The sequence below is a fragment of the Streptomyces sp. NPDC006487 genome (assembly GCF_042870555.1).
GTDB lineage: Bacteria > Actinomycetota > Actinomycetes > Streptomycetales > Streptomycetaceae > Streptomyces.
In genome coordinates, this window is record NZ_JBIAHN010000022.1 from 128,657 (window position 1) to 140,526 (window position 11,870).

Below are 11,870 nucleotides of genomic sequence, written 5' to 3' on the forward strand. Positions count from 1 at the left end.
GGAGTACTTTCCCATGATCCAGTCCCCCCAGGAGGCCCCGTTCACTGTTCCCGGACTCAGCAAGGAACAGTCCACCCCGCTGATCGGCGCACTGCAGATGCGCCTGCATGCGCTCAACGACCTGGCGCTCACCCTCAAGCACGCACACTGGAACGTCATGGGGCCGCACTGACCGACGCGGACGTCCTCGACCCCGTCACCCACGACATGCTCATCGGCCAGCTGGCGCGGCTGGAGCTCTTCCAGTGGTTCGTCCGCGCCCACCTGGAGAGCAGCGGGGGTCTGAGCACGACCGGGGCCCGCACTCCGGCCGAGGCGGCCGTGCAGGCCGCCGCGGGGCCGGGCCCGGTCCGCGGGCTGAGGCCGTGCCGCCCGCGGGGCAGGCCGGTCCCGCGGGCGGCACATGACGTTCGTCAGGAGGACGGCACCCCTCCTCTTGTCCGTTGGAGCAGGCCCCGGTGGTCATGGCGGAATATCGCTTGAGGGACAGGCAAAGTCCAACATGAAGGAACGTCATGTCCATTCGACCGACCGCCCCTCCGGTTCCGCACGCCCCGGTCGCAGCACCCTGCGCACCGCTGCGTGTGCCGCACTGCTCCTGGCGGTACCCATCGTCTCGATCGGCGGCGCAGCCCTGGCGCATGCGGCCGACGCCCCGCCCGCGGCCGCCTCCAACGCCGCCGCTGACCAGGACTTCACCCAGCAGATCGCCAAGGACGGCACCAACGCCACTTGGTCCTTCAGCCTCAAGGTTGGCTGACGTGCGTCCCGCGCTCCACCGGTCATCGTCCGGCCCCGCCGCCGACCCCCGACGCAGCACTAGGCACATCGTCGCTGCGATGCGTCGATGCAGCAGCCCGGTGCCGGCCTTACGGTCTGCTGGCGGGCGGACTCGACCCCACCCGGTCGCAGCGCCCAAGCCCCCTCGGGAATGCTTTGGCCAGACCTCCCGTTTATCGATATAGTTGAATAGTCAACAACATTGAACGGGAGCCAGCCATGCAGTTCGGGATCTTCACCGTCGGTGACGTCACCACCGATCCGACGACCGGACGGACGCCCAGCGAGCACGAGCGGATCAAGGCGATGCTCGCCATCGCACAGAAAGCCGAGGAGGTCGGCCTCGACGTCTTCGCCACCGGCGAGCACCACAACCGGCCGTTCGTCCCGTCCTCTCCCACGACGATGCTCGGCTACCTCGCCGCCCGAACCGAGAAGCTCGTCCTGTCGACGTCGACCACGCTGATCACCACGAACGACCCGGTGAAGATCGCCGAGGACTTCGCGATGCTCCAGCACGTCGCGGACGGCCGCATGGACGTGATGATGGGCCGGGGCAACACCGGACCGGTCTACCCCTGGTTCGGCAAGGACATCCGCGACGGCATCGATCTGGCCATCGAGAACTATGCGCTGCTGCGCCGCCTGTGGGACGAGGACGTCGTCACTTGGAAGGGCAAGTTCCGCACTCCGCTGCAGTCCTTCACCTCGACCCCGCGCCCCCTGGACGGCGTCGCGCCCTTCGTGTGGCACGGCTCCATCCGCTCGCCCGAGATCGCCGAGCAGGCCGCCTACTACGGCGACGGCTTCTTCCACAACAACATCTTCTGGCCGGCCTCCCACACCGAGCAGATGGTGAAGCTGTACCGCGAGCGCTACGCCCACTACGGTCACGGCACCCCCGAACAGGCCATCGTCGGACTCGGCGGCCAGGTGTTCATGCGCAAGAACTCGCAGGACGCTGTCCGCGAGTTCCGCCCGTACTTCGACAACGCGCCGGTGTACGGCCACGGCCCGTCGCTGGAGGAATTCACCGCCGAGACGCCCCTGACCGTCGGCTCCCCGCAGCAGGTCATCGAGCGGACCCTCTCCTTCCGCGAGTACGCCGGCGACTACCAGCGCCAACTCTTCCTGATGGACCACGCGGGCCTGCCCCTGAAGACCGTTCTCGAACAGCTCGACCTGCTCGGCGAGGAAGTCGTACCCGTGCTCCGCAAGGAATTCGCGAGCCTGCGCCCGGCCGGCGTCCCGGACGCCCCCACCCACGCCGCCCGCGTCGCCGCGGCCCGCACCACCGAGGAAGCGGTCCAGGCATGAAGCTCGTCGTCATATCCGCAGGGCTCAGCACCCCCTCCTCCACCCGGCTGCTCGCCGACCGCCTGACGGCCGCGACCCTCCGACGGACGGAGGCGGGCGAGGTCGAGGTCGAGGTCGAGGTCGAGGTGATCGAACTCCGCGACCTCGCGACCGACATCGCCCGGCACTTCGTCACCGGCTTCCCGTCCGCCACGCTGGCCGCCGCCCTCGACGCGGTGGCCGCCGCGGACGGCCTGATCGCCGTCACACCCGTCTTCGCCGGCTCCTACAGCGGCCTGTTCAAATCCTTCTTCGACCTCATCGACAAGGACGCCCTCACCGGCAAGCCCGTACTGCTCGGCGCCACCGGCGGTACCGCGCGCCACTCCCTCGTCACCGAGCACGCCCTGCGCCCGCTGTTCACCTACCTGCGCGCGCTCGTCCTGCCAACCGCCGTGTACGCGGCCTCGGAGGACTGGGGCGAAGAGGGCCTGGACCGCCGGATCACCCGCGCCGGCACCGAACTGGCCCGCTTCACGGCCCGCGCCGCCCCGGAACCGGCCCCGGCCACAGGCGCCGCAGCCGTCCCGGACGTGGACACCACCGCCGCGATCGCCCCGCGATCGCTGACGGGCGCCATCACCTCCGTGGACCCGGCCGACGGCTTCCGGGTCATCCCCTTCGAACAACGGCTCGCCGCACTACGCGCCGAATGACGTCCGCCTTCACCCCTGCTCCTGGCTGTCCGCAAGGCCGTCGTACCCTCCGGTGCCCCCGAGACCGCCCGGTACACAGGTGAACAGGGGGTCGGCATCGGAGGGTCCCGGGGCTTGCCGGTCCTCAGGCGCTCGTGGAGCGCGGCGACGGTGAGCAGGTGGACCGTACGGACGTCGCGCTCGGGAACGACCCGGCCGCCGATGCCGGCCAGGGCCCCTCCTCGCCCCCCTGCGCGGTGGGCTCGCCGGCGGTTCGCTAGCCCGCCGTCCCCCTGCCCCTCCCCTGCCGTTCCCACGGCCTGGCGCGTGAGAACACCCTGGACGAGCAGACCGTCGTGGTCCCGGGAGCCGGCGTCAGGACCGCAGCCGTTCTCCTGGTCAGCGTCGGCGACTGCACCTCCTTCCCCAGCGCCGCCCACCTCGCCGCCCGGGCCGGTGGGGGAAGCGACGTCCCCCGCGGCAGGGGGCCGATCGGCGGATTCGGCGGAATGCGGCCCGGCCGACAGTGGGGGCAGATCCATTCCGTCTGCCGCCCCGCGAGAGGTTCACTGGTGAATCGGGACGCACTGGCCGATCGCAGATCCGATCCGGCCGCACACGAATCCGCAGGAATAGCGCTGCGGCAGAACCCCGAGGTGTCGTGGTGGGTGCGCGCGTACCGGCGCGGCCTGCCGCGGCGCGTACGCCGGACCCTCGCGGACTGCATCGGCCCGCAGACCCGCAGACAGGTCAAGGCACGACTGGCCGCCGCGCCGTCCGCCCGGGGAGCCGTGGCGGGCCTCCGGGCGACCTGGGAGGCGCGCCGCTTCCCCGAGGTGTCCTCCGGACGGGGGCGCGTGCTGTGCCCGGTGGAAGGCGTACCGAGAGCGGTGGCCGTCGTACCGGACCTGTCTCCCCTCCAGGCGCGCGGGCGCAATCTCGCCGCCGTCTGCTCGGCCCTGGAACGGGCGGGAGTCGACTACTTCGCCGTCCGGGGCCTGAGCGACAGCGCGGCGGCGTTGGGAGTGTCGGCCGACGACCGCCCCGCGGTGTTCGAGGCGCTGGCCGAGCTGTGCAAGGACCGGCCCACGTACGTCTCGTCGGCGGGCGGGCGGGGGCGTAAGGCCCGCGCAGGATGCCGCGGCTGGCTGCCGTCCACCTGGCGCGATCTGGCGCACGCCGACGTGATCCGTCTGACCCGGTACTACGGCAACCCGCAGTTGCAGCTCGTGCTGGGCCCGGAGTACGGCTGCGACATCGAGTTCTGGACCTGCAAGGACGGGCAGCTGATCGCCCCCCGCCCGAACCGGACCACGGCACAGGTCCCGCTGGACACCGCACCCGTCGAGGTCTCCGACGCCCTGTTCACCAGCCTGGCGTCCCCCTTCGCCGGCCCCGCCGGCACCGCGCCGCTCCAGGTGCGCACCCGCGCCGAATTCGCCGACCCGCTCCCCGAGGAGGTCCGCTTCCCCATCGACGCCGTATACACCTGGGTGGACGGCGGGGATCCGGACTGGCTGCGCCGCCGGGCCGCGGCCGGCGGCACGGGCTACCACGCCGAAGCCGCCAACGCCGCGCGCTACATCAGCCGGGACGAGCTGCGCTACTCCCTGCGGTCCCTGCACCAGTACGCCCCGTGGATCCGCACCGTCTACCTCGTCACCGACGGCCAGACACCCGACTGGCTCGACACGTCCGGCCCAGGCCTCCAGGTGATCAGCCACCGGGACATCTTCAGCGACCCGGGGCTCCTGCCCACGTTCAACTCGCACGCCATCGAGAGCCAGCTCCACCACATCGAGGGCCTGTCGGAGCACTTCCTCTACTTCAACGACGACGTCTTCCTCGGGCGCCCCACCGTTCCCCAGGACTTCTTCCACGCCAACGGGATCGGCAAGTTCTTCCCTTCATCGGCACTCGTCCCGCTCGGCGTGCCCCACACGGACGACCCTCCCGTCGCGGCGGCCGGCAAGAACAACCGGACCTTGCTCCAGAGCCAATTCGGTACCACGTTCACCCAGAAGATGAAGCACACCCCGCACGCCCTGCGCCGCAGCATCCTGACGGAGATCGAGGAGAAGTTCCGCACGCCGCACGCCGTCACCGCCGCCAACCGCTTCCGCAGCATCGACGACCTGTCCATCACGTCGAGCCTGCACCACTATTACGCCTACCAGAGCGCACGCGCAGTCCCAGGCGACCTCCGGTACGACTACCTCGACCTCTCCCAGCCCAACACCCCCACCCGCCTGGACCGACTCCTCGCACACCGGGACCGCCACGTCTTCTGCATCAACGACACCGTCTCCACGGGGCAGGACACCGAAGAACAGCAGGCGCTGATGCACCCGTTCCTGGAGGACTACTTCCCGGTGCCCGGCCCGTACGAGCGCGGGAACGACACGAACGCCGCCCGACCGGGAGGTACCGGTGAGTAGGCCCCTGCGCCACGCCGTGGGCGCAGCCAGACGCGTCCACCGGGCCGCGGTACGTCTCCGTCGCCGGACGCGGCAGTCGCACACGGTCCCCGCCTTCTCCGGAGGCATCCGTCCCCGGCCGTGGCTGCGCCCCCTGCACTTGTCGGTCGCCGGCGGCCGGACCCTCAACTTCGCGGTGGCCGTACCCGGCGACAGCGTGAGCACGGCCCACCTCGTCCTCGAATGCGGCGCCGACCGCGTGCAGACTCCCCTCGAACCGGAACCCCGGACCGATGGCACCGTGCTGCTCACCGTGACCGCCCCCCTGCGCCACGCGGACCACCCGGAGTCCGGCGCCCGCGGGCCCGTGCTGGGCGACGGCCTGTGGCGGGCGGCCCTCATCGTCACGGATCCCGCCGGCCGGTCCCGGCGTACGGAGGTCAGGGCTGCCGCCGCCGTCCAGGGACCTCCCGACGACCCCACGCTGGACCACTGCCCGTCGCCGGCCGACGGGGCGACGTTCCGGGTGGTCCGGTCCCTCGACGACTTCGCGCTGCTGAAGGTCCGCGGTCCCCGCCCGCACGCCGAACTGGTATCCCTGGACACCCTCTGGGACCGCGTGACCGTCCACGGCCGCCTCGTCGGAGCAACCCCCACCGCCGACACGACGGCGCAGGCCGTGCCGCGCGGCGGCCCCCGCCACCCCGTCACGGTCCGCCCCGACTGGCAGGGCGACCGCTTCGCATTCGACCTCCCCCTCGCCGCGATGCGCGCAGCACCCGGGCACGCACCGACCTGGGACCTGTATCTCCGGGCCGGACGCACCCGGTTGAAGATCGCCCGGAAGCTGACGGACGTCCGGCATCTCCGGCGGGTCCACCGCTCCGCCTTCCGCATCGTGGCCCTCGCCGACGGCTCCGTGGTGCGTGTCCACCCTCGCGTCACCGCTGCCGGCGCCTTCGTCGTCGACTGCGCCGACCACCTGTCAGCAGCCCGCAGCCCGGAGGAACTCCAGTGAAGGTCACCTACCTGCTCACCTGGGCGGACGAAATGGGCGGCACCGAGATGGCGGTGTACACCCAGGCGAACCAGCTCGCCGACCGCCACGACGTGGAGGTCCTCAGCATCTTCAAAACGCGGCCGGAGCCGTTCTTCGAAGCGGGCCGGAAGGTGAAGCGGCGCTACCTCGTCGACCAGACCGGCCCCGCCGCTCGTCCCACCCGCAGTTCCACCCTTGACGAGGCGGCCTGCCACACCCTGGTCTCGCTTCCCAGCGAGATCGTCAAGCCGTCCTGGGAGGGCGCCTTCAACCGGCTCTCCGACATCGAGATGACCGCAGCGCTCGGCTCCCTCGAATCGGACGTGCTGGTCACGACCACCCCTGCCCTGATGGCCGCCGCAGTGGAGCTCGCGCCCGCGCGAGTCGTCACCGTCCACCAAGAGCACCGCGCCTCCCAGCTCCGCGGCACCTCCGGCGAACCCCTCCTCGTCTACGCCCCCCGGGTCGACGCCCTCGTCTCCCTCACCGAGCGCACCCGCGACTGGTTCGCGGAATCGCTCCGGGACGCGGCGCCCGAACTCACCGTCATCCCCAACGCCCTGCCCGACGGCTACCGACCCCGCTCGGACCTCGAGAGCAAGACGATCGTGATGGCGGCGAGGCTGACGCCGGAGAAGCAGGTGGACCATGCGATCCGTGCCTTCCACCTCGTCTGCGGCGACTTCCCCGACTGGACGCTGCGCATCTTCGGGGACGGCCCGCAGCAGGTGCGGCTCCGCCAACTCGTGGAAGGACTGGGACTCCAGTCCAGGGTCGAACTGATGGGCCGCACGGACCGCATGGACGAGGAGTGGGCCAAAGCGGCCCTGTGCCTGCTGCCGTCGCGCAACGAAGCGTTCGGGCTCGTCCTGGTGGAAGCGTTCGCCGCGGGCGTCCCCGCCATCGCCTACGACGTCGTCACCGGCCCCGCCGAGATCATCCGGCACGGTGTGGACGGATTCCTCGTACCGGCGGGCGACGTCGAATCGCTGGCCGAGGCCACGGCTCGTCTGATGGGCGACGACGACGGCCGCCGGGCCTTCGGAAGGGCCGCCCGCACCGGCGTCGGAGAGCGCTTCTCGGGCGAGAAGATCACTGCCCGGTGGGAAGGGCTCTTCGAGGGCCTCCTCACCGGCCGCGACACCGCCGCACGCCTGGCGGCGCGGGCGGACCGTGCCGCCAGGCGGATCACGGAGGGTGGGACCGGCAGCTTCGGCCTCGCCGCGCCGGTCAGCCTGCTCCCCGACTCAACGGCCGAGCAAAAGGCCCGCGAGCTGGTGATCCAGGCCCGAAGCCGCACCCTCATCCGCTCCGCGGGTCGGCTGGCGGAGGAGCGGGACGACATCGACGCCCCCACGATGGCCCGCCTCAACCTGGAGATCGCCTCCCACGCCCTCACGACGGCCGGCGTCCCCTTCGTGCTCGTCCGCGACGGCGGAACCGCGCACTACTCGCTGGCCGTTCCCGTCGAGCACCGCGGACGCGCCCTCGGCTCCCTCGCCGCCCTGCTGCACGGCAAGCCCGTCTACGGGGAACTGATCACCCCCCGCGGCGCGGCACCGGGCGCGGTCCTGGCCGAGTGCCTGGACACCGTCGGTGACGTGGCCGGCGTGCGGATCTTCCAGCCCGTCACGACTTCGAGCCGGACCCTGCGGTACGGGCCGGCCTACGGCTGCAGGGTGGAGTTCTGGGAGGAGGACGAGGACGGGTGGCACAGCAGCCCGCGCCTGCCGACGCTCGTCGGCCGCCGCCTCCCCTCGCTGGCACCCACCGCCACGCTCACGATCGGTGACCGGGCCTACCCGACGACGGCCGCGTTCACCCGCAGACTGATGTCCGACGTCGACTTCCCGATCGACGTGGTCTACACGTGGGTCGACGACACCGATCCGGCTTGGCGGCAGCGGCGCGACCGCGTCCGGCGCCGCATGGGCATGCCCTTCGACGGCGCCGACAGCGGGGACGTCCGCTTCCGCAACCGGGACGAACTGCGCTACTCGCTCAGGTCCCTCCAGATGTTCGCGCCGTGGGTGCGCACGATCCACCTCGTCACGGACGATCAGATCCCCGAGTGGCTGGACACCCGGCAGCCGGGCCTCGAGGTCGTCTCCCACCGGGACCTCTTCCCGGAGCCGTCCTGGCTGCCGACGTTCAACTCCCATGCGATCGAGAGCCAGCTGCACCGCGTCGAGGGGCTGTCGGAGCACTTCCTCTACGTCAACGACGACGTCTTCCTCGGCCGTCCGCTCGCCCCGGGCGCGTTCTTCCTGAGCAACGGCACGGCGAAGATGTTCTTTTCGCCGACCGCCGTCCCGCCGGGTCCGAGGACCCCGGACGACGAGGGCTACTTCGCCGCGGCGAAGAACAACCGCGCGCTGCTGGAGCAGGCCTTCGGCCGCGTCGCCACCCACGGTTTCCTCCACGCACCCCACCCGCTGCGCCGCAGCGTGCTGGCCGAGATCGGCGACAGGTTCCCCGACCAGGTGTCCGCGACCGCGAGCGCCCCGTTCCGGTCCGCAACGGACCTCTCGATCACCTCGTCCCTGCACCACCACTACGGATACCTCACCGGGACGTCGGTCCCCTCCGCGCTCGCCTGCGGCTACGTGGACGCCGGTGACCGCGAGCACCACTCCGTGCTCGGTCGGCTGCTCGCCCAACGGAATCGCGACGTCTTCTGCATCGGCGAATCGGCGGACGCCGAAGTGCCCGAGGATGAACAGCACCGCGTGGTACGAGCCTTCCTGAACGCCTACTTCCCGGTACCGTCACGGTTCGAGAAGGGCTGAGGCTCGGCTCTCCGGGCGCCGCCGGCATCGGCTCGGCCGCGGCACTCCGGTGGCGTCGCGCGCCGGCACTGCCGAGGGGAGCCTAAGACGGACGCCCCGCACGGGCGGCGAGACCCTCGTCCCGAGTCGGTCGAGCAGGCGCTCGCCGACCACCCCGCAGTGGCGGACGTCGCCGTCATCGGGCCGCCCGATCCCTCGTGGGACGACCGACGTCCTGCCCGCACCGCGGCCACCGGCCGGTGAGCGGTTCGACCGGTGCCGCTGCGCACCGGTCGGGCCGCTCAGCCGATGCTGACCCCGTGCTGCGGGACGGGCGGCATGATCCGCCCGTTGGGCGCGGGCGCCGGGAAGCTGCACGTCTGCACGGTGTCGCCGACGCGTGCCGCGGGCTTGCCGCCGATGCGGACGCTCGCGCTGCCCTTCATGACGGTGCCCGTGTTCGTGGGGGGTGGGACCTGGGGCGCGAACGCCATCGGGCCGGGAGGAACGTGCGGGGGGCTGATCGTCGCCGTGGTGGACAGGGTCGCCGCAGGTTTGCCGCCGATGCGCACGGTGGGGCAGCAGCCTCCCGTGAGGGTGGCCTGGTACGGGAACGGCATGGGCTGGGGGGTGGGAGGGCTGGGCGGAGGGGGGATCACCATGTGGATGTCGGTGCCGGTGACCTTGTCACCGAGCCGGGCCGCCGGAAGTCGGGGCATGTCGTACCAGCCTTTCGGGAGCGGGGGATCAGAGGGAGCGGGCCGGGAGGGCAGTTGCGCTGTGCAGGAGGGGCGTACGCGTGGCTCAGCCCTTGGTTACCTTGGCGGAGGGGAAGAGCGCACCGGGCGTGCACGTGCCGCTCTCGGACTCGCACTGGACGGCCACCACCATCTTCTCGCCGGACTTGAAGGTGATGGGGGTGGGGAAGTGCTTGCGGTAGCTGCTCGGCGTGGTGGCCAGATCGAGTTCGAGCAGGACGGTGTTGTCCTTGCGGATTTCCATGGTGCCGGCGGAACCGACCTGGTTGCTGACGACGACCTCGCCGACCGTGATGGTCTGACCGGGGCCCACCACACGGCTGCTCGTCAGGAAGCCGGAGCTGTCCGTGTTGCCCCGGCCCGGGATGCGGATGTTCTCCGAGACCGTCTGCGTTCCTCCGCCGGCCGGTGGCTTGGCGGCGCCTCCGGAACCGTCAGACCGGTCACCGGTGGACGCGCCTTGGGAACCACCGGAACCACCCGAGCCGCCGGCGCCACCTTCTCCACCCCCGCCGGTGGAGCCGGCCGGCGGTGCCTGGCCCCCGTTCTGTCCCTGCCCCTGGGCCGCCCCGCCGGTCTGCTGCGGCGTAGGCGACGGGGGGGTTCCGGGCGTTTGCGACGGGCCCTGAGAAGGTGATGCCTGGGCACCGGCTCCGGTGCCTGTACCAGGGCCGCCGGCAGCATCCGCCCGGCCCCCGCTGATGGCCTTGGAGGTCGGCCTGGCGTCGAAGAGGACGGGCCCCATTACGGTCAGTAGGATCACTCCGGCCACTGCGAAGGTCAACGCCTTGGGGAACCAGCGGGGCAACAGCGCGGGCTGGACCACCACACCGGTGGTCTCCAGCTTGGCGCCGTCCGAGGCGGTCAGGCCGATCTCGACGGGTACGGTCTTGGGCTGCCCGGTTAGGAAGCGCTGCTTCATCTTCATCCGGACAGGGATCAGCTGGGTGGTCCCTCCCTCGACGACCGTCTGGGCCGGCTTGAAGGAGAAGGCGACGGCCCCGCTCTCGTCCTTGCCCGTGAACTGGACCGTGACCGGCCCGTTGCCGAAATTGTCGACGGCCAGCTTGGTACGCGCCGTCCGGGCGCCGCGGGCGGTGCGCGGTACCAGTTCGGCCGCCACCTCCGAGTAGCCCAGCACCTCGACGGTGCCTTCCTCGATCACCGACCCGTCGGTGTCCTCCTGCGCCATGACGCGCAGGGCGAAGGCCTTCGTCCCACAGGGCACTTCGGCCGAGCGGGGAGGGGCGAAGGTGACCACGGCCACCGCGTCATCACCGGGGAAGACGTTGACGCTCTCCGGCTCGATGGACGTCCAGGCGGCGACTTCTCCCAGCACGTCCAGCGTGAACGTGTCGACGGTGCGACCGTCGTTGTGCAGGCGGACGGCGCACGTCGCGCTCTCGCCGGCCTCTACGGCGATTTCCCGATCGTCCAGCGACGCGATGACTCCCATGGAGCCACTCTCGGGCCGCGCGTCCTGGCCGGGCACCGACACCCGGTCAGGACGACGGGCAGACCCCTTTCGCGTTCGTGCAGACGACCGGCCGACACCCTTCGAGACGGTCCGGCGGGCTGGAGAATGCATTCATGGATGTGAAAGTGACAACAGAGCCTTACTCCGTGCCGGACCTGTGGGGCGACTCCGAGTTGCTCGAATTCGACATCGGGTGCAATGAGATCCGCGACGGCATGGTCTTCATCCGGGCGGATACCGTGTCGTTCCGCTTCATGCCCCGCCCGGGTACCGGGCACCTGGAGTGCACAGTGGCGCTGCGCGACCACGTGGGGGTCGAAGCGACCGCCACCATCGGGCCGGACCAGACCTCCCCGGTGTGGTTGTGTTTCAGCGGGTTCGGATGGCATGACATGGCGATGAGGCGGCCGATCTCCTTGTGCCGCTACCGGGTGTCACTCGACGGCACCGACACGGTCCGGGTCGGCATCAGCGGCACGGAAGTCGTCTGAGCCCGGCCCGCGGCCATTTCCCTTGTGCCTCGGGAAGAAAGGAAACAAAGACATCCTGAACGGACAGTCCTTCGCACCGATTCCTCTAGCCCTCCTCTAACCTCCACGGGCAGACACTGAATCCACGAACCCCGCAGGGACGGCCTTTC

At 71.0% G+C, this 11,870-nt stretch carries 9 protein-coding genes and 3 pseudogenes; 10 read left to right on the forward strand and 2 right to left on the reverse strand.

Annotated elements, in window-relative coordinates; genetic code table 11:
- Nucleotides 1–13: 13 nt before the first annotated feature.
- The 9 genes and pseudogenes from ACFYM0_RS33380 to ACFYM0_RS33420 form a co-directional block, all read left to right on the forward strand.
- A pseudogene (locus ACFYM0_RS33380) lies at nucleotides 14–333 on the forward strand (hypothetical protein); the annotation flags it as partial.
- 169 nt (nucleotides 334–502) lie between these two features.
- Complete coding sequence (locus ACFYM0_RS33385) at nucleotides 503–760, forward strand: hypothetical protein (RefSeq protein WP_388508074.1); 258 nt, start codon at nucleotides 503–505, stop codon at nucleotides 758–760.
- A gap of 239 nt (nucleotides 761–999) precedes the next feature.
- Nucleotides 1,000–2,097, forward strand: a complete 1,098-nt coding sequence (locus ACFYM0_RS33390) for an LLM class flavin-dependent oxidoreductase (RefSeq protein ID WP_388508076.1) — start codon at nucleotides 1,000–1,002, stop codon at nucleotides 2,095–2,097.
- Nucleotides 2,094–2,792 carry a CE1759 family FMN reductase gene (locus tag ACFYM0_RS33395; protein WP_388508078.1) on the forward strand — a complete coding sequence of 233 codons (699 nt, stop codon included), beginning with the start codon at nucleotides 2,094–2,096 and terminating at the stop codon, nucleotides 2,790–2,792. The genes ACFYM0_RS33390 and ACFYM0_RS33395 overlap by 4 nt, the downstream gene beginning before the upstream one ends.
- Nucleotides 2,793–3,130: 338 nt before the next feature.
- Nucleotides 3,131–3,271, forward strand: a pseudogene (locus tag ACFYM0_RS33400) (transposase); the annotation flags it as partial.
- A 168-nt stretch (nucleotides 3,272–3,439) separates the two neighbouring features.
- On the forward strand, nucleotides 3,440–5,209 hold the full coding sequence (locus tag ACFYM0_RS33405) for a stealth family protein (protein WP_388508117.1): 1,770 nt from the start codon (nucleotides 3,440–3,442) through the stop codon (nucleotides 5,207–5,209).
- Nucleotides 5,202–6,206 carry a hypothetical protein gene (locus tag ACFYM0_RS33410; RefSeq protein WP_388508079.1) on the forward strand — a complete coding sequence of 335 codons (1,005 nt, stop codon included), beginning with the start codon at nucleotides 5,202–5,204 and terminating at the stop codon, nucleotides 6,204–6,206. Before ACFYM0_RS33405 ends, ACFYM0_RS33410 begins: the two co-directional genes overlap by 8 nt.
- A complete protein-coding gene (locus ACFYM0_RS33415) occupies nucleotides 6,203–9,016 on the forward strand; it encodes a stealth conserved region 3 domain-containing protein (protein WP_388508082.1) in 2,814 nt (937 codons plus the stop codon). The genes ACFYM0_RS33410 and ACFYM0_RS33415 overlap by 4 nt, the downstream gene beginning before the upstream one ends.
- 138 nt (nucleotides 9,017–9,154) lie before the next feature.
- Nucleotides 9,155–9,259 (forward strand): annotated as a pseudogene (locus ACFYM0_RS33420) (hypothetical protein); the annotation flags it as partial.
- Nucleotides 9,260–9,297: 38 nt separating this feature from the next.
- On the opposite strand, the gene ACFYM0_RS33425 reads toward ACFYM0_RS33420, so the two are convergent.
- Both ACFYM0_RS33425 and ACFYM0_RS33430 read right to left on the reverse strand, forming a co-directional pair.
- Complete coding sequence (locus ACFYM0_RS33425; protein ID WP_388508084.1) at nucleotides 9,298–9,714, reverse strand: PAAR domain-containing protein; 417 nt, start codon at nucleotides 9,712–9,714, stop codon at nucleotides 9,298–9,300.
- 85 nt (nucleotides 9,715–9,799) lie between these two features.
- On the reverse strand, nucleotides 9,800–11,209 hold the full coding sequence (locus ACFYM0_RS33430) for a hypothetical protein (protein WP_388508086.1): 1,410 nt from the start codon (nucleotides 11,207–11,209) through the stop codon (nucleotides 9,800–9,802).
- 134 nt (nucleotides 11,210–11,343) lie between these two features.
- Here ACFYM0_RS33430 and ACFYM0_RS33435 point away from each other — a divergent pair, with 134 nt between their 5' ends.
- On the forward strand, nucleotides 11,344–11,721 hold the full coding sequence (locus tag ACFYM0_RS33435; protein WP_388508088.1) for a hypothetical protein: 378 nt from the start codon (nucleotides 11,344–11,346) through the stop codon (nucleotides 11,719–11,721).
- Nucleotides 11,722–11,870 lie beyond the last annotated feature (149 nt).

Bases quoted from the DNA above. Each gene is read 5' to 3' on its own strand.
- ACFYM0_RS33390 (WP_388508076.1), top strand. From the start codon at position 1,000: ATGCAGTTCGGGATCTTCACCGTCGGTGACGTCACCACCGATCCGACG.
- ACFYM0_RS33425 (WP_388508084.1), bottom strand. From the start codon at position 9,714: ATGCCCCGACTTCCGGCGGCCCGGCTCGGTGACAAGGTCACCGGCACC.
- ACFYM0_RS33435 (WP_388508088.1), top strand. From the start codon at position 11,344: ATGGATGTGAAAGTGACAACAGAGCCTTACTCCGTGCCGGACCTGTGG.
- ACFYM0_RS33385 (WP_388508074.1), top strand. From the start codon at position 503: ATGAAGGAACGTCATGTCCATTCGACCGACCGCCCCTCCGGTTCCGCA.
- ACFYM0_RS33395 (WP_388508078.1), top strand. From the start codon at position 2,094: ATGAAGCTCGTCGTCATATCCGCAGGGCTCAGCACCCCCTCCTCCACC.
- ACFYM0_RS33430 (WP_388508086.1), bottom strand. From the start codon at position 11,209: ATGGGAGTCATCGCGTCGCTGGACGATCGGGAAATCGCCGTAGAGGCC.